The sequence below is a fragment of the Brevundimonas sp. DW-iso22 genome (assembly GCF_058725425.1).
The window spans coordinates 451,237-467,897 of the sequence record NZ_JBZXEB010000004.1; the positions used below are offsets into that span (position 1 = coordinate 451,237).

The window sequence follows — 16,661 nt, forward strand, 5'->3', positions numbered from 1 at the left end:
CTATGAAAAGAAATCCGGGCGGGATCGGAGAGGGGGCATGACCCCGCCCGGGCCGATGACGGCGGGGCTTCCGGAAGAGAGGGCCCGGACGTCCTGCCCAACGACTTATCGATTTACGAGCCGACGCTCCATGCGGATGCGGTCCTCGGCATTTTGGTGCAGCCAGCGCAGGATGGCATTCATCCATCCCCAATTGGCTTCCTTATGAGTGCGATGCATTTCTTCCATGTCAGCCTCCTTGCTGGCGTTGCTTCGATGACCACGAGATGGGCTTGACAAGCGCGGCAGACAAATCAGAAGTCGGCAGGTCAACATAAGGTACCCTTATGGCCGATCCGCTCGCTGGAATTCCTCTGGCCTCCATCCGCGTGTTCGAGGCGGCGGCCCGTTTGCGCAGCTTCACCCGCGCGGCCGAAGAACTGGGCATGACCCAGGCGGCGGTCAGCTGGCAGATCAAGGCCCTGGAAACCAAGCTGGGCCAGAGCCTGTTTCGCCGCCTGCCCCGAGAGGTGGCTCCCACAGAGGGCGGGGAGCGGCTGTCGCGTGCCGCCACCGAGGCAATGATCCTGCTGCGCCGGGCGGTGACCGATCTGACCGAGGCGGATGAGGGCATACTGTCGATCACCACCCTGGCCACCCTGGCGACCCAGTGGCTGGCCCCGCGCCTGGGTGCGTTCCAGCTGGCCAATCCGGGGCTGGCCGTGCGGCTGGATACGGCCCCGCATCTTGTCGATCTGACGCGCGAAGGTTTCGATGTAGCGCTGCGGACCGGCTCGGGCGACTGGCCGGGGCTGGAGAGCGTTCGGCTGCTGCCGGCCACCTTCACGCCGGTGTGCAGCCCGGCGATGGCCCATCGGCTGGACCTGAAGGCGCCGGCTGACCTGCTGGCGGCTCCGCGCATCGGCCTGGACAGCGAATGGGCCGCCTGGTTCGTCGCCGCCGGGGTCGAGGCCCCGACGCGTGCGGCCCTGACCTTGACGGCCGACCATCAGGCGCTGGAGGTGGCGGCGGCCATGGGCGGACAGGGCGTCGCCCTGGCCTCGCCCATCCTGTTCCGTCGAGAGATCGCGGCGGGCCTGCTGGTCAGGCCCTTCGCGCAGACCGTGCCCCTGACCGCCGGCTACTGGCTGTGCTGGCCGACGGATCGCAGGCGGTCGCGCAAGATCGTGCGCGTCCGCGACTGGCTGGTCGCGGAAGCGCGAGACGAGGCGGCACTGATGCTCGACTAGGCCCGCTGCGTCGCCGTCCACTGACCCACGACATCGGCCAGCACCTCCAGCGGCATGCCGCCCGACGCCAGGGCCGTGTCATGGAAGCCCTTGATGTCGAACTGGTTACCCAGGGCCGCACGGGCCTGATCGCGCAGGCGCAGCCATTCGGTATGGCCGATCTTGTAGCTGGAGGCCTGGCCCGGCCAGACGCAGTAGCGCTCGACCTCGGTGGTTACGCTGGATTCCTGATCGCCCAGGGTGTCGACCATGTAGCGGATGGCCTGTTCGCGGCTCCAGCGCTTGTGGTGCAGGCCGGAATCGACCACCAGCCGCACGGCGCGGAACAGCAGGGACTGCAGATAGCCCAGCTGTCCCCATGGATCGCCCTCATAGACGCCCATCTCGTCGGCTAGTTGCTCGGCATACAGACCCCAGCCCTCCGAATAGGCCGAGAAGCCCAGGATGCGGCGGACCATGGGAATGCCTTGGGCCTCCGTCTGGATGGCGATCTGGAAATGGTGACCCGGCACGGCCTCGTGATAGGTCAGGGTCGGCAGGGTCCACTTCGGCCATTCCGCCGTGTCGCGCAGGTTGATGTAATAGGCTCCGGGCCGCGTCCCATCCAGCGACGGCCCCTGATAGTAGCCGCCGGGCGCACCGGCCTCGATGGCCGGCGGCACGCGGCGGATGTCGACCGTGGACTTGGGCAGGTTGTTGAACATCTCCGGCAGGCGGGCCTGCATGGCCTCGGTCTGGGCGTTCAGAGCTTCCAGAAGCTCGGCCTTGCCCGCATCGGTGTTGGGGTAGACGAACTGCGGCTCCTTGCCGAGCGCGGACAGCCGCGCACCGACCGTGCCCTCGCTGCGTCCCTCGGCCTTCAGGATGGCGTCGGCACGGGCCGTGATCTCGGCCACCTGGGTCAGGCCCAGCTCGTGAACCTGATCGCCGGTCAGGGAGGTGGTGGTATAATTGCGGATGCCGAAGGCGTAGTAGCCATCGGCATTGGGCAGCCGCCATACCCCCGCGTCGTGGGTGGCGGTCGGACGCTGGGCCTCCAGCAGGGCGATCTGGCGATCGGTCGCGGGATAGATGCGGTCGGAGACGATGGCGGTGGCCCGCGCCGCCCAGTCTCCGGCCAGGCTCTTCTCGCCCGTCCTACGCACCAACGAGCCCACCAAGCCGTTCTCGGCCGCAGCCGGTGCCTTGAAGGCCCGCAGCTGGACCAGGGTGCGATCCAGCACGAAGTCCGGCGGCACAACGCCCTTGCCGATATCGGCGGTGACCAGCGCCGTCTCTTCGTCCATCAGGACGGCCATGGCCTCCAGACGCGACAGATAGGCCTCGGCATCTTCGGCGGTCTCGATAGTGTGCATCGTGTCCAGAAAGTCGGGCACGTCGCGATACGCCCCGCCCAGCTGATGCAGCCAGTAGGGATTGGCCCCGGCGCGATTGCCGAAATCATAGCGGTCATAGCCCATGACCTGGGTGCCGCCCGCATACAGCAGGGTAGCCAGATTGACGGCATCCATGCCGGTAAGTTTTGTCGCGTCGATGGCCTCCAGATCGGCCTGGGCCTTGCGCGTCATGGCCTCGTTTCGGGCCAGGGCTTCGGGGCTCAGGCTGTCCAGCTGGCTCTTGGCCGCCGCGTTCTCGTCCTTGTCGATGCCCAGATAGGTGGCCAGCAGCGGCGAGGTCGCCAGGCTTTCGGCGAAGATGCGGTCCAGCAGGGCGTTCAGCTTGGCCGCCTCGGCCGGGTCGGACGCGGTCTGCGCAAGCGGTGCGGCAGTAGACACCCCCGATGCGGCCAGCGCGGCCCCCGCGGCGGCAAAGGCAAGAAGGTGGCGGCGGTTCAGCATGTCGATCTCCCGAAAATTCCCGAGCCGGAAGGAACGACGTTCGGGGCCGTGTGGCAAGGGATTGATATCCGCCTGCTCATATCGGCCAACAGCTCAGGTCAGCAGCAGGCTCAGAAAGTCCGGGTCAGACCAGGGCAACCCCTGCCCTCTGGCTTGGCGCAGGATGCCGTCGGCCTGGCGCACGATCAGCAGGTCCCGCTCGGGCACCAGGTACAGCCGCTGGTTCCCCGCACCCGCCGCCATTCGAACGTCGGGCAGACGCGCCAGTTTGTCCGGTGCGGCGTCAATCAGCGAGGTGGGGGCCGGCGGAACAAGACCCGGACGCAGCAGCCACCAGCTCATCCCATAGCCCGGATTGGCTCCCGAAGGCTGGAAGTTGGCGGCAAGCGCTGCGGCGTCCAGCGTCGCCTGCCCATCGACGACCCCTCCATCCAGAACGAACCGCCCGAACCGCGCCCAGTCCCGAGCGGTCAGTTGAGCGCCCGATGGCAAGGTCGGCTGGCCGTCACGCCGCCGCCAGTTGCCAACTTCCACGCCCGCAGGCTCCAGGATGCGCGCCTGCATCCAGGCCAGGACATCCTCACCCTGACCGGCGGCCACCAGTTTGCGGCTCACAATCTCGCCAAAGATCTGAAACGGCGCGGGTCCATAGCGGAAGGTTCCGGCTGCACCGGCGAAGGGCGCGGCAACAGAGCCGGCATAGCTGTCGGGTCGGCCCAGCCGCCCCCCGCCCGCGCCGGACTCCAGCGACAGCAGGCTGCGGATGGTAGCCGTACGTTTCACTGGATCGGCGCGCCATTCGGTCAGCGTGTCGGCGCAACCCTCATCGAGCGTCAGAAGCCCATCCTGCACCAAGGCCGCTGCCATGACCCCGCTGAAGCTCTTGGTGCCGCTGGCCAATTCGTAAAAGCGCTCGGGGCCGCCGCGCGGATAATCCTCGAACAGGGTCTGACCCGCCTGCATGATCAGCAGAGACACGCCGCTGCGTTCGGCGGAGTAGCGGGCGGCCGCTGCATAGTCGGCTACCGGGTAAGCCGCACGGCTCAAGGCCGGGAGGGCGGTCGTCAGCAGCCCAGCCGCAGCCAGGCTGCCTGTCAGGAGGGTTCGGCGATCCAGACGCATGGGCGATCCTTCATCACAGCGACCTTCGTCCAACGCGCCAACGGCCAAGCTCCGTCGCTACTCGCCCCGCAACTCCTGTTTGACCCGCTCGGCCAGGGTCTTGATGTCCAGGGGCTTGGGCAGGAAGGAGACGCCGACCTCGTCCTGGAGCAGGTCGGAGAAGTCGCTCTCGGCATAGCCGGAGATGAACATGACCGGTGCATCGCCCAGGAAAGGCCGGGCCTTCTTCAGCAGGGAGGGTCCGTCAAGGCCCGGCATGATGACGTCGGAGATCATCATGTCGATGGTGCCCGCGTGCTCCTCGGCCAGAAGCAGCGCCTCTTCGCCATCCGAGGCCTCGATCACGTCATAGCCGCGCTGGCGCAGCAGTTTGGCCGCGATCAGCCGCACCGCCGCCTCGTCCTCGACGAACAGGATGCGGCCCGTGCCGGAGACATCGCGCGGGGTCTTGGCCTTGATCTCGACCGGGGCGATCAGGGCCAGCTCAGCCTCTGCGGCTTCGGGCAGGAAGATGCGGAAGGCGGCTCCCGCTCCGTCCAGATTGGACACGGCGATATGGCCGCCCGCCTGTTCGACGATGCCGTAGACAGTGGCCAGGCCCATGCCCGTGCCTTCGTTGACGGCCTTGGTCGTGAAGAAGGGCTCGAAGATCTTGTCCAGCAGTTCGGGCGGCACGCCGGGGCCGGTGTCCGACACCTCGATCAGGGCCACGGCCTCGGTGGTCGGCGCGGCCCAGCCAAGTGTGCGGGCCACATCGGCGGTCAGACGCCGCGTCCTGATCGTGACCACGCCCGCCCCCGGCTCGACCACGCCGCGCATGGCGTCGCGGGCGTTGACGGCAAGGTTCATCACCGCCGTCTCCAGCTGGCTCTTGTCCGCCAGCACCACCGGCAGGTCGCGGCCATAGTCGGTTTCCAGCCGCACATCCTCGCGCAGCAGGCGGCGCAGCAACACAGCGAATTCCCCGACCAGTTCGCCCAGGTCCAGGCGTTCGCGCCGCACCGTCGACTTGCGCGAGAAGGCCAGCAGTTTGCGCACCAGGTCGGCGGCGCGGATGCCCGTCTGGCGGATCTGGTTCAGCCCGTCGTACGACGGGTCGCCGACCGGGTGCCGCTCCAGAAGCTCTGACAGCTGAAGCTGGATGGCGGTCAGCAGGTTGTTGAAATCGTGCGCCACCCCGCCCGCCAGTTGCCCCACGGCCTGCATCTTCTGGGCCTGGGCCAACTGCAGTTCCATCGACTTCTGGGCCGAGACGTCAAACAGCCATATCCGGCGATTGACGCCTTCAGGCGCGACGTACAGGTGCAGCATTCGCTCGGGAAAGGCTCGAGCGACAAGTTCGATCGGACCTGAAGATCCATCGGCCAAACGCGTTCTGGCCTCGTTGACGCCCGCCGGATCGAACAGGTGGCCGAAGGCGGCGTCCCCCGCGCTGGCTGGGCCAGTCAACAAGGCCAGGGCGGCATTGGGTTCTTCCAGCTTGCCGGAAAACAGGTCATCGGAGCCGATCACCGCTGAGCCGAATGGCGCTCCCGCCGCCATGGCACGACTTTCGGCGGCATTGGACACGAAGGTGGCAGGGATCGTCGGCGCAGGCGTCTCCACAGCAAGGACCGCTTCGGGCGCTGCGCGGACGAGAAAGCGTCCCTCCCCTGCTTGGGCAATCAGCACCTCCTGTTCGCGTTCGCCGATGACGACGATCGCGCGTCCCTGCTGGCCGGCTCGCGCCTGGGCAAAGGCCATATAGAGGGCCGAAGCGGACTTGCCCTTGGGCAGGGCCGTCATGGTGCCGTTGGCCTGTGCCCAGGCCGAGTTGAACGCCAGAACCTGCCCCGTAGCCCACACCATGGCGGCAGGCTCACCCAGCGCGTCCAGCATATCGACTACGGTAGTGTCGGCTGCCGGCTTCCGATCCGCGCGTGCGAAAGCCAGCATGCCCAGCAGGGTGATGGTCCCTACCGCCGTGATCAGGATCAGGCCCGGAGCACTCATGGGGTCGGCACGGAACGCGGGATAGACAAGTGCCGCGATCGCCAGCACGAACCCTACCGCCATCAGCGGCAACAGGGGATCCAGGGTGCGGGCAGAAACGGTCCGGGCCATCATGACTCTAAGGATCTCGAGCCCGAATCAGACAGGCCGCCGACCATAGTGTGCCGTCTCAGGGCCCGGCGCGAATCTCTGTGTGTCAGGCGGCCCTCAACGCCTCGGCCTTGGCATCCGCCGCGGCCTGAATGCGGGCCTCGGCGATGGCGTCGGCGATCAGATGGGTCGAGCGGCCCTCGGCGGCAGACCGCTCCAGGATCTCTTCGAACGTCTCGATCAGGCGGGCCAGCTTGGTCTCGACCCAGGCCGGGTCGTAGGCGCCGCCCGACAGACGCGCGTTCATCTCGGCCGCCACATTGATGATGCCGCCGCCGTTGACGACATAGTCGGGCGCATACAGGACCCCGCGCTGGAACAGGATATCGCCGATATCCGGGGTGGCCAGCTGGTTGTTGGCGGCCCCGACCACGGCCTTGACGGTCAGCCGATCCAGCGTCTGGAGGTTCAGCGTCGCACCGAGGGCGCAGGGCGCATAGATGTCGGCTTGGACGTCATAGATGGCGTCGGGGCTTACGATCTCCGCATGGGTGCGGGCCGCGACCTCGGCCAGCAGGGCGGTGTTGACGTCGGTCATGACCAGCTTCGCGCCCGCCGCATGTAGCTTGTCGGCCAGATATCCGCCGACATGACCGATGCCTTGCAGGGCAACGGTCAGGCCGGTCAGATCGTCCTGTTTCCACAGGCGACGCGCCACGACCAGGGTCGAGCGGAACACGCCTTCTGCCGTCACAGGGCTGGGGTCGCCGGAGGCCTCAGGGCCATCGGACAGGCCCAGTACATAGGGAGTGACCTTACGCGCCTCGGCGATGTCGGATACCGACACCCCGACGTCCTCCGCCGCATAATAGATGCCGCCCAGGGTATCGACCGCGCGACCGAAGGCATGGAACAGCTCGGGCGTCTTCTGTGTCCGGCTATCGCCGATAATGACCGACTTGCCGCCGCCCATCTCCAGATCGGCGATGGCGTTCTTGTAGCTCATGCCCTTTGACAGACGCAGCACGTCCTCCAGCGCCTCCTCGGCCGAGGCATAGTTCCACATGCGCGTGCCGCCACAGGCCGGGCCGCGCGCAGTCGAATGGACGGCGACGATGGCCTTGAGGCCTGTCTTCTCGTCGGTGAAGGCGTGGACGCCTTCATGGTTCGCAAACGACGGCGAATCGAACAGGGTCTTGCCCATAAGCGGATACTCCCGGGGTATTTTATTGTTGGCGGCGCTTTACGCCGGGGCGCTTAACACGGCAAGCATGGCGGTTGCGTGTCAGCGCCGCGCAGCCTCCAGCGCCGGCAGCACCGGCCCCGCCCCGGACGGCAGGGGCGTATCGGCGTCCCTCAGCCAGGCCTCGACGTCGCGGTACATGGTTTCGGCCTGCAGGTCGCGGTTCAGGATGTGCCAGCCGTCGGGATAGTAGCCAGTGCGGAAGCCCGGGCGCTCTCCGGCCTGTTCCAGGGCGCGGCGCATGGGGGCCTTTTCGATGACGGCGTCGGAGGCACCGTACAGCAGCAGGGTCGGGGCCCGGACGCGGCCCAGCTTCACCGACGCGCTCTGCATCAGATCGACCAGGCCATACAGGGTGTCGAAACGGGTGGAGAGGATGCTGTTCGGATCGCGGCCATTGCGGAACAGTTCCACGCGATTATCGGACGCAAAGCGGTCTCGGATGGCCCACTCCGGCGCTTCGACCGCACGGTGGCCGGCGACGCGGGCGGCGATCCATAGGGCGCTGGAGCTCAGCGGGCCTTGTGCTGTCCAGCCCCAGACTCCCGGAGCCAGCAGGATGACGCGGTCGGCCTGGGGCGGGCGGTCCGAGCCGAAGGCGGCGACGGCAACAGAGCCGCCCATGCTCTCGCCTACGACCGCGATGGTGGCGCGAGGATGCCGGGCACGCGCGATCATCACAGCGGTGCGCAAGTCCTCGGTCATGCGCGCTTCACCGGCCCAAATGCCGCGACCGGGGGCCTGGCCAAAGCCGCGCTGGTCTATGGCCCAGGTTTCGATGCCTCGCTCGGCCCACCATGGCCCGGCCAGGCGGAAGGAGGCGCGGCTGTCGTTCATACCGTGCAGGGCGATCAGCACGGCCCAGGGTTCGGACCCATCGGTCGGGGCCCATCGCGCCAGAGGCAGCCGAGTTCCATCGTCCATGACCAGGGTGCGGTCTTCAAGAGCGGGGCCGGCGAAGGTCGCGGGGGCCGTCAGCAGCGGCTGGATGGCGGGTGTGGCGCAGGCAGCCAAGGCCAAGGACAGCGCCAGGGTGCAGAGCAGAACGGCCAGCGAACGGATCATGACCCCAGAATGCCACGCACCCTCTGGCGAAGATACGGGATGACCTCGTCCTCAAACCACGGATTTCTCCTGAGCCAGGCCGTGTTGCGCCATGACGGGTGCGGCATGGGCAGGATGGTCGGCGCATAGTCGCGCCAGGCCCGCACGGTCTCGGTCATATTGGCCTTGGCCCGGTCGCCGAGCGCCCAGACCTGGGCATAACCCCCGACCAGCAAGGTCAGCTCGACCTGGGGCAGTTCGGCGAGAAGTTGCGGTCGCCAAAGTTCGGCGCAGCGTTTCGGCGGCGGATAGTCCCCACCTTTCGGCGCGGTCCCCGGATAGCAGAAGGCCTGGGCCGCGACGCCCAGACGGTGGTCTGCATAGAAGGTCTCATAGTCCACGCCCATCCAGTCGCGAAGGCGGTCGCCGGACGGATCGGTGAACGGCAGGCCACTTTCGTGAACACGGCGGCCGGGGGCCTGACCGCAGATCAGCAGGCGGGTCTGGGGAAAGACGCGAACGACAGGACGCGGGGTGTGCGGAAGCTGGCCCAGACAGGCCCGGCAGGCACGGATGTTGGAGAGGACCGCATCGAGTGCGGTCTCGGCCCGATCAGACGAAGTCGTCATCATCCTCGGGCGCGGGCGGGAGGGCCGCCACGGCCGCCGCCGTCTCGGCCTCGGTCGGCAGGCGCAGGCGGATGACGCCCTTGACCGCGTTCGGGTCGACCGGCTTGCCCTTCTTGGTGATGGTCAGTCTGCCCTGACGCATCAGGCCCAGCGCCACACCACGCACCTTGGGCAGCATCCGTTGCCACTGTTCGGGCTGCAGTTCCTTGGCCACTTCGGCCGGTTCGATACTCTTGCCGCCGACGCCCTTGGGGTCGGCCTTCGCCAGTTTTTCGAAGATGGCGGTTTCGATGGGGTCGCTCATTGCGCCTATATGCTGCATTGCGAGACAGATAAGAAGAGACCCGGCTAAACTAGCGCGACGCGCGATAGTCCAAGAGAACATCATGGTTGCGAAAATCACGGTCAGCGAGGGCGAGTTCGCCGGCTGGCAGACCTATGACCTGCACGGCACCTTCGACACGGTGGTGGGCCCCTTCTATTTCCGGCCCGATGCCGACGGACGGATGCGCTGTGCCTTCAGGGCCGAGGCCAAGCATATGAACGCCGGGCACCGCATGCATGGCGGCTGCCTGATGACCTTCGCCGACATCGCCCTGTTCCAGACGGCCTATCAGGAGATGGAGGGCGCGTCGGGCGTCACTGTGTCGCTGGACTCCACCTTCATCGACGGGGCTTATGAGGGCGAACTCGTCGAGGCGATGGGCGAGGTGGTGCGGGCCGGCAAGAGCCTGATCTTCGTGCGCGGCCAGATCAGCACGGGCGAGCGCATCCTGATGACCTATTCGGGCGTGATCCGGAAGTTCACCAAGCGCGGCTAGCCTCAGCCGTCGACGATCTGTTGCAGGATGATTGCCATACGCTGGTGCATGTCGGCGCATTGTTCCGGGCTGAGGTCGTCGATGCACAGTTCGCTGCCAATCGAGACGCCCATCATGATGCCGGCGGCCAGGCGGGCACGCACGGCGGCGTCGGGGCCGCCCAGCCATTCCTCGAACGGTCCAAAGAAGCAGGTCTGGCCGTTACGCTGGACCAGTTCGGCGGCCTTGGTGGAGCCGATGGAGCGCAGCATGATCAGCATATGCTCCAGCTTGCCCTCTTCACGCTCCTTGTAGATGGCTTCGTGGGCCATCCGCGCGCCGAAGTCGGATCGGTCACCCTCGATGATCCGCGTCTTGTCGCCTGACGAATTCAGCACAGCGACGAACAGGTCTTCCTTGGAGCCGAAATAGCGGGAGATCAGGGCGGCATCCACGCCGACGTCGCCGGCGATGTCACGCATGCCGACGTCGTCATAGCTTTCACGCGAGAAACGGTTCGTCGCCGCCTTCAGGATCGCCGCCCTAGTGGCTTCTGCATTACGGGGTCGCGGCGCGACATTACAAAACAATATGTGATCTCCTGAATGGCCCCACCGCCTATATGGCTTTGTCATCGCCTGTTGACAAGCGCAAGCGGCTTCACCATTAAGTCACCGGGCGTTGACTAACGGCTTCCTCCCCGTTTGCCGTGGTCGACAATGACAGGGTTCGCTCCCTACTTCTGGAGACTATCGTTCATGCGCACGGTGAAGATCGTGGCCGCGTCCGCCCTTGTGGCGGCCGCGCTCTATGGCTGTTCCCCCCGGAGCGAAGCCCAGGCCCCGCCCGCCCCCGCGGTGACGGTGGCGACCCCGCTGGTCCAGACCATCCAGGACTGGGACGAATTCACCGGCCGCTTCGAAGCGACGCAGGATGTGGACGTCCGCGCCCGCGTCGGTGGCTATGTCTCGGCGGTGCACTTCCGCGACGGTGACTTCGTGCGCCGTGGCCAGCTGCTGTTCACCCTGGACCCCCGCCCGGCCCAGGCGGCGCTGGCATCGGCCCGTGCGACCCTGGCCCAGGCCAATGCCCAGCTGACCCTGGCGCGCAGCGAATATGAGCGGGCCCAGACCCTGCTGGAATCGCAGGCGGTGTCCCAGGCCGAGGCCGACACCCGCCGCGGTGCCGTCCTGACCGCCGAGGCCGCCGTCGCCGCCGCCAACGCCGGCATTCGCGCCCGTCAGCTGGATCTGGAGTTCACCCGCGTCGTCGCCCCAATCTCGGGCCGGGTTTCGGACCGCCGGGTCGACCCGGGCAATCTGATCGGCGGAGGCTCCTCCGCCGGCGACATCCTGACGACCATCGTCTCTAGCGCCCCGATCTACTTCACCTTCGACGGCTCCGAAGCGGTCATGCTGAAGTATCAGCGCCAGGCCCGGAACGGAGCCGCGCCCATCCAGGTCCGTCTGCAGGACGAGAGCACCTACAGCCGCTCCGGTTCGCTGGACTTCACCGATAACGCCATCGACACGGCCTCGGGCGTCATCCGTCTGCGGGCCGTGGTGCCCAATGCCGACGGCTTCCTGAAGCCAGGCATGTTCGGTCAGGCGCGTCTGGCCGGGTCCGGCAGCTATCAGGCCATGCTGGTGCCCGACGCCGCGGTCGCCACCGATCAGGCCCGCCGCATCGTCTATGTCGTCGCCGCCGACGGATCAGTCGCACCCAAGCCCGTCGTGCTGGGTCCGCTGGTCGACGGCCTGCGGGTCGTTCGCTCCGGGCTCGCCGCCACGGATCGCGTCATCATCAACGGCGTCCAGCGCATCCAGCAGCCGGGCATGAAGGTGCAGGCCACAAACGGTCGCATCCAGCCGGTCGCGCAGCAGAATGAGGCCCCGGTGACCACCGTGGCTCCGGCCTCCAGCGCCACCTTCGCCAACAGCGTCTCGGGCGACTGATCGCACCATGAACATCTCTCGCTTCTTCATTGATCGGCCGATCTTCGCGGCCGTGATCGCGGTGTTCATCACCCTGATCGGCATCTTCGCCTATCCGCTGCTGCCACTGTCGCAGTATCCGGAGATCGCGCCGCCGACGATCACCATCAACACCGCCTTCCCCGGCGCCTCCGCCGAGACGGTGGCCGAGACCGTCGCCGCCCCCATCGAGCAGGAGGTCAACGGCGTCGAGGGCATGCTGTATCTGTCGTCCTCGTCCACCTCGGACGGGACGGTGGCGATCACCGTGACCTTCAATCCGGGCACCGACCTGGATGCGGCCCAGGTGCTGGTCCAGAACCGCGTCGCCCTGGCCGAACCGCGTCTGCCTGCCTCCGTGCGCCAGATCGGCGTGACGGTGAACAAGCAGGAGAGCGGTTTCCTGATGATCCTGGGCCTGACGTCGCCGAACGGGTCCCTGGATAACGACTATGTCGGCAACTATGCCAACTCCACGCTGCGCGACCGCCTGCTGCGGGTCGAGGGCGTCGGGGCCGTGCAGATCTTCGGCGGTGGCAACTACGCCATGCGGGTGTGGATCGACCCGGCCAAGGCGGCCGAGCGCAATCTGACAGGTTCCGACATCGTCGCCGCCCTGGCCTCCCAGAACGTCCAGGCGGCCGCAGGGGCCATCGGCCAGCCGCCGTTCGCCACCAATGCCTCGGCCTTCCAGCTTCCGGTTCAGGTCCAGGGGCGTCTGAGCGACCCCGAAGAGTTTTCCAACATCGTCATCAAGACCGATGCCGAAGGGCGCGTGACCCGTGTCCGTGACGTGGCCCGTGTCGAACTGGGGGCCCAGGACTACGGCATCCGCGGCTTCTTCGACGGCGAGCGCGGCGTGGGCATGGCCATCATCCAGCAGCCGGGGGCCAATGCCTTGGGCACCGCCGAACGCGTGCTGGCCGAGGTCGAGGCCTTCAAGGCCGAACTGCCCCAGGGCATGGCCATTTCGGTGCCCTACAACCCCACCGAATTCGTGGCCGCCTCGGTCGAGTCGGTTCAGCACACCCTGATCGAAGCCATCATCCTGGTGGTGCTGGTCGTGGTCGTCTTCCTGCAGACCTGGCGGGCAGCCCTGATTCCGATCGTGGCCATCCCGGTCGCGCTGGTCGCCACCTTCGCGGTGCAGCTGGCGCTGGGCTATTCAATCAACTCCCTGTCGCTGTTCGCCCTGGTTCTGGCCGTCGGTATCGTCGTCGATGACGCCATCGTCGTGGTCGAGAACGTGGAGCGCTACATCCGCGAAGGATTGACGCCCAAGGAAGCGGCCTATCGCTCCATGAAGGAGGTGTCGGGTGCCCTGATCTCCATCGGTCTGGTGCTGGTCTCGGTGTTCGTGCCGACGATGTTCGTGCCGGGCATCCCCGGCATCTTCTATCGCGAGTTCGCCATCGTCATCACCACGGCCTCGGTCGTGTCGCTGCTGGTATCGCTGACGCTGTCGCCGGCCATGGCCGCCTTGCTGCTGAAGCCGCACAAGGAGCATGACACCCATCGCAAGCCGGGTGCCCTGGGCACCGCCACCTATTACGTCGGCTGGGCGGGTCGGAAGTTCAACGAGGGCTTTGACTGGCTGTCGGACAAATATGGCCGCACCACCGCCTGGCTGGTGCGCAAGGTGGCCATGGTCTTCGTGGTCTATGGCCTGCTGCTGGCCGCGACCGGCTTCACCCTGTTCACCACCCCGTCCGGCTTTATTCCCGAACAGGACCAGGGCTTCCTGATCGGTGTCGTCCAGCTGCCCCCCGGGGCCTCGCTGGAGCGGACCCAGGCGGTCATGAGTCGTGCTGCCCAGATCATCAAGGATACCGAGGGCGTCGACGGCACCGTGGCTTTCGCCGGCCTGGACGGGACCAGCTTCTCGTTCGGCTCCAATGCCGCCACCATCTTCGTGCGCCTGAACGAGTTCGACGATCGCAAGACCGCCGAACAGGGCGCGGCCGCCCTGGCCGGTGCCATCACGGGGGCCACCTTCGGGATCGAGGACGCCAACATCTTCGTCATCGCCCCGCCCGCAGTTCAGGGTCTGGGCAACGGCAACGGGTTCCAGATGATGGTGCAGGACCGCTCCGGCGCGGGCTACCGCCCGCTGGAAGGCGCGACCTTCGCCATGATGGGAGCCGCCGCTGGCGCACCCGACCAGGTAGAGCAGGTGTTTTCGACCTATAACACTGGCTCGCCGCGCATCGCCGCCGACGTCGATCGCGACAAGGCGCTGATGATGGGGGTCCAGCCGTCTTCGGTGTTCGACACCCTGGGCGTCTATCTGGGCTCGTCCTACGTCAACGACTTCAACTATCTGGGCCGCACCTTCCGGGTGACGGCACAGGCGGAGCCGTCGGCGCGTGACGACATTGCCGACATCGCCAATCTGAAGACCCGCGCGACATCGGGGGCGATGGTACCGATCGGGTCGGTGGCCACCCTGCGCGAGGACTCCGGTCCTGCCCGGATCGTCCGCTACAACCTGTTCCCGGCGGCCGAGCTGCAGGGCCAGGCAGCGGCGGGTGTGTCTTCCGGTCAGGCGATAGCCTCGATGGAAGCCCTGGCCGAGGCGACCCTGCCGCCTGGCTTCTCCTATGAGTGGACCGGCCTGGCCTTGCAGGAGAAGCAGTCGTCCGGCGGCGCGACCGTGGTCTTCATCATGGCCGTGGTCCTGGTCTTCCTGGTGCTGGCCGCTCAGTACGAGGCCTTCACCCTGCCGTTCGCGGTCGTGCTGATCGTGCCGATGTGCATCCTGGCCGCCATGATCGGGGTCAATTTGCGTGGACTGGACAACAACATCCTGGTCCAGGTCGGACTGGTCGTGCTGATCGCCCTGGCAGCCAAGAACGCCATCCTGATCGTGGAGTTCGCCAAACAGGCCGAAGATGAGGGCATGAACCGCTGGGATGCCGCGGTCAGCGCCGCCCGGACCCGTCTGCGTCCGATCCTGATGACCTCCTTCGCCTTCATCTTCGGCGTCGTGCCGCTGATGCTGGCGACCGGGGCCGGTGCGGAAATGCGCCAGTCCCTGGGCACAGCGGTCTTCTCGGGCATGCTGGGTGTGACCTTCTTCGGCCTGATCTTCACGCCGGTCTTCTATGTCGTGATGCGGGCGGTGGCCTCCAAGCTGCCGGGCGCGCCGAAGAAGGAGACCGAGATTCCCACCACCGGCGGCCTGCCGCCCCATGACCGGACCCCCGGCTCGCCTGCCCCGGCCAGCCCGCGTCTGGGAGATGCGTGACATGACGACCCTACCCAACCCCCGGATCCTGACCGCCACCGCGTTCTCAGCCCTGCTGCTGGCGTCGTGCGCGGTCGGGCCGAAAGCGCCCGACGCCACCCTTCCCCCCCTCGCGTCGGGTGCTTTCGTGGGCTCCACCAGTGCGTCCGTGTCGGCGGCGACGCCCGCGCGCGACGACTGGTGGCGGCTGTACAACGACCCCGTGCTGGATGGCCTGGTCACCCAGGCCCTAGCCGAGAACAACGAGCTGGAGGCCGCCACCGCCAATCTGCGCCGCGTCCGAGCGGCCCTGGGCGAGGCACGGGTCGGTCGCTTCCCGACCACCACGACCTCGGCCAGCTATTCAAACACCCAGCCGTCGGCGGCCAGCATCCCGGCGGGCACCCTGCCCCCCGGCACGGATGCGCCCGAGGTGGAAACCTATGACGCCGGCCTGGACGTCTCCTATGAGATCGACCTGTTCGGTCGCGTCGGCTCGACCATCCGAGCCGCCCGTGCCGATGCGGACGCCGCCGCCGCTGCCCTGGACGTCGTGCGCGTCACCGTCGCCGCCGAAACCGCCCGCGCCTATGCCGACGCCTGTTCGGCCAATGCCCAGATCGACGTGGCCCAGCGGACCATCGAACTGCAATCCTCGACCGTCGATCTGACCCAGCGTCTGCTGGATGCGGGATCGGGCAATGGGCTGGACACGGCCCGCGCCCGTTCGGCCCTCGAAAGCAGCCGCTCGACCCTGCCGCCCCTGCGGGCCCAGCGGGACGGGGCCCTGTTCCGCCTGGCCACCCTGACCGGTCGGACGCCCGCCGAGGTCAGCGAGGCCGCCCGCGTCTGCGGTCGGCCTCCGCAACTGACGCAAACCATCCCGGTCGGCGACGGTGCCGCCCTGCTGGCGCGTCGTCCCGACGTGCGTCAGGCCGAGCGCAATCTGGCCGCCGCCGCCGCCCGCGTGAACGTGGCGACGGCGGACCTGTATCCCCGCATCACCCTGGGCGGATCGCTGGGAGCGACGGCACTGGACGCCAGTGGCCTGGGCGACAGCGAGAATTTCCGCTTCTCGTTCGGCCCGCTGATCAGCTGGTCGTTCCCGAACGTCTTCGCCGCCCGCGCGCGGATCGAACAGGCGGATGCGTCTTCGGATGCGGCCCTGGCCACCTTCGACCAGACGGTGCTGACCGCGCTTCAGGAAACCGAGACGGCCTTGGCCAACTATGCCAACGAACTGGACCGCCGCACGGCTCTGCAGGCCGCGCGCGACCAGGCCGCCACCGCCGCCCGCCTGTCACGCCTGCGTTTCGACGCGGGGGCCGACAGCTTCCTGGCCGTGCTGGATGCAGAACGCACCCTGGCCGGAGCGGACGCACAGCTGGCGTCGTCGGATGCCTTGGTCACCACCTATCAGATCGCCCTGTTCAAGGCGCTGGCCGGGGGGTGGAGCGAGGTCTGATACGGCTGTT

At 67.3% G+C, this 16,661-nt stretch carries 13 protein-coding genes; 5 read left to right on the forward strand and 8 right to left on the reverse strand.

Annotation, left to right across the window (positions count from 1 at the left end; genetic code table 11):
- Window positions 1–326: 326 nt before the first annotated feature.
- Window positions 327–1,229, forward strand: a complete 903-nt coding sequence (locus AC4PRM_RS08570) for a LysR substrate-binding domain-containing protein (RefSeq protein WP_492039524.1) — start codon at window positions 327–329, stop codon at window positions 1,227–1,229.
- Here AC4PRM_RS08570 and AC4PRM_RS08575 read toward each other — a convergent pair.
- From AC4PRM_RS08575 to AC4PRM_RS08605, 7 genes are all read right to left on the reverse strand, one after another.
- Entirely contained in the window at window positions 1,226–3,067 is a 1,842-nt protein-coding gene (locus AC4PRM_RS08575; protein WP_492039525.1) for a DUF885 domain-containing protein, read from the reverse strand. The genes AC4PRM_RS08570 and AC4PRM_RS08575 overlap by 4 nt on opposite strands.
- 93 nt (window positions 3,068–3,160) lie before the next feature.
- Window positions 3,161–4,189: a serine hydrolase domain-containing protein gene (locus AC4PRM_RS08580; protein WP_492039526.1), complete on the reverse strand. Its 1,029-nt coding sequence runs from the start codon at window positions 4,187–4,189 to the stop codon at window positions 3,161–3,163.
- A 57-nt stretch (window positions 4,190–4,246) separates the two neighbouring features.
- Window positions 4,247–6,292, reverse strand: a complete 2,046-nt coding sequence (gene cckA / locus AC4PRM_RS08585; RefSeq protein WP_492039547.1) for a cell cycle histidine kinase CckA — start codon at window positions 6,290–6,292, stop codon at window positions 4,247–4,249.
- Window positions 6,293–6,377: 85 nt separating this feature from the next.
- Window positions 6,378–7,475: a Glu/Leu/Phe/Val family dehydrogenase gene (locus AC4PRM_RS08590; protein ID WP_492039527.1), complete on the reverse strand. Its 1,098-nt coding sequence runs from the start codon at window positions 7,473–7,475 to the stop codon at window positions 6,378–6,380.
- A gap of 81 nt (window positions 7,476–7,556) precedes the next feature.
- On the reverse strand, window positions 7,557–8,579 hold the full coding sequence (locus AC4PRM_RS08595) for an alpha/beta fold hydrolase (protein WP_492039528.1): 1,023 nt from the start codon (window positions 8,577–8,579) through the stop codon (window positions 7,557–7,559).
- Window positions 8,576–9,187 carry a uracil-DNA glycosylase family protein gene (locus AC4PRM_RS08600; protein WP_492039548.1) on the reverse strand — a complete coding sequence of 204 codons (612 nt, stop codon included), beginning with the start codon at window positions 9,185–9,187 and terminating at the stop codon, window positions 8,576–8,578. The genes AC4PRM_RS08595 and AC4PRM_RS08600 overlap by 4 nt, the downstream gene beginning before the upstream one ends.
- Window positions 9,171–9,491 carry a DUF3253 domain-containing protein gene (locus AC4PRM_RS08605; protein ID WP_373258320.1) on the reverse strand — a complete coding sequence of 107 codons (321 nt, stop codon included), beginning with the start codon at window positions 9,489–9,491 and terminating at the stop codon, window positions 9,171–9,173. Before AC4PRM_RS08605 ends, AC4PRM_RS08600 begins: the two co-directional genes overlap by 17 nt.
- A gap of 82 nt (window positions 9,492–9,573) precedes the next feature.
- On the opposite strand from AC4PRM_RS08605, the gene AC4PRM_RS08610 reads away from it, so the two are divergent.
- Complete coding sequence (locus AC4PRM_RS08610) at window positions 9,574–10,008, forward strand: PaaI family thioesterase (protein WP_373258321.1); 435 nt, start codon at window positions 9,574–9,576, stop codon at window positions 10,006–10,008.
- A gap of 2 nt (window positions 10,009–10,010) precedes the next feature.
- Here the strand turns inward: AC4PRM_RS08610 and AC4PRM_RS08615 are convergent, their stop codons facing one another.
- Window positions 10,011–10,469 (reverse strand): TetR/AcrR family transcriptional regulator, encoded by a 459-nt coding sequence (locus AC4PRM_RS08615; RefSeq protein WP_373258322.1) that lies wholly within the window; start codon window positions 10,467–10,469, stop codon window positions 10,011–10,013.
- A gap of 276 nt (window positions 10,470–10,745) precedes the next feature.
- On the opposite strand from AC4PRM_RS08615, the gene AC4PRM_RS08620 reads away from it, so the two are divergent.
- Genes AC4PRM_RS08620 through AC4PRM_RS08630 form a run of 3 tightly spaced genes read left to right on the forward strand, consistent with a single transcriptional unit; the run spans window position 10,746 to window position 16,651 of the window.
- Complete coding sequence (locus tag AC4PRM_RS08620) at window positions 10,746–11,942, forward strand: efflux RND transporter periplasmic adaptor subunit (protein ID WP_492039529.1); 1,197 nt, start codon at window positions 10,746–10,748, stop codon at window positions 11,940–11,942.
- Between the two features lie 7 nt (window positions 11,943–11,949).
- Window positions 11,950–15,207, forward strand: a complete 3,258-nt coding sequence (locus AC4PRM_RS08625; protein ID WP_373258324.1) for an efflux RND transporter permease subunit — start codon at window positions 11,950–11,952, stop codon at window positions 15,205–15,207.
- Window position 15,208: 1 nt separating this feature from the next.
- Window positions 15,209–16,651, forward strand: coding sequence for an efflux transporter outer membrane subunit (locus tag AC4PRM_RS08630; protein WP_492039530.1), 1,443 nt, complete (start codon window positions 15,209–15,211; stop codon window positions 16,649–16,651).
- The last annotated feature ends 10 nt before the right edge of the window (window positions 16,652–16,661 follow it).

What these genes read in the sequence shown, in the direction of transcription:
- AC4PRM_RS08570 (WP_492039524.1), top strand. Translation starts at nt 327, where the DNA reads ATGGCCGATCCGCTCGCTGGAATTCCTCTGGCCTCCATCCGCGTGTTC.
- AC4PRM_RS08575 (WP_492039525.1), bottom strand. Translation starts at nt 3,067, where the DNA reads ATGCTGAACCGCCGCCACCTTCTTGCCTTTGCCGCCGCGGGGGCCGCG.
- AC4PRM_RS08580 (WP_492039526.1), bottom strand. Translation starts at nt 4,189, where the DNA reads ATGCGTCTGGATCGCCGAACCCTCCTGACAGGCAGCCTGGCTGCGGCT.
- cckA (WP_492039547.1), bottom strand. Translation starts at nt 6,292, where the DNA reads ATGGCCCGGACCGTTTCTGCCCGCACCCTGGATCCCCTGTTGCCGCTG.
- AC4PRM_RS08590 (WP_492039527.1), bottom strand. Translation starts at nt 7,475, where the DNA reads ATGGGCAAGACCCTGTTCGATTCGCCGTCGTTTGCGAACCATGAAGGC.
- AC4PRM_RS08595 (WP_492039528.1), bottom strand. Translation starts at nt 8,579, where the DNA reads ATGATCCGTTCGCTGGCCGTTCTGCTCTGCACCCTGGCGCTGTCCTTG.
- AC4PRM_RS08600 (WP_492039548.1), bottom strand. Translation starts at nt 9,187, where the DNA reads ATGACGACTTCGTCTGATCGGGCCGAGACCGCACTCGATGCGGTCCTC.
- AC4PRM_RS08605 (WP_373258320.1), bottom strand. Translation starts at nt 9,491, where the DNA reads ATGAGCGACCCCATCGAAACCGCCATCTTCGAAAAACTGGCGAAGGCC.
- AC4PRM_RS08610 (WP_373258321.1), top strand. Translation starts at nt 9,574, where the DNA reads ATGGTTGCGAAAATCACGGTCAGCGAGGGCGAGTTCGCCGGCTGGCAG.
- AC4PRM_RS08615 (WP_373258322.1), bottom strand. Translation starts at nt 10,469, where the DNA reads ATGCGTGACATCGCCGGCGACGTCGGCGTGGATGCCGCCCTGATCTCC.
- AC4PRM_RS08620 (WP_492039529.1), top strand. Translation starts at nt 10,746, where the DNA reads ATGCGCACGGTGAAGATCGTGGCCGCGTCCGCCCTTGTGGCGGCCGCG.
- AC4PRM_RS08625 (WP_373258324.1), top strand. Translation starts at nt 11,950, where the DNA reads ATGAACATCTCTCGCTTCTTCATTGATCGGCCGATCTTCGCGGCCGTG.
- AC4PRM_RS08630 (WP_492039530.1), top strand. Translation starts at nt 15,209, where the DNA reads ATGACGACCCTACCCAACCCCCGGATCCTGACCGCCACCGCGTTCTCA.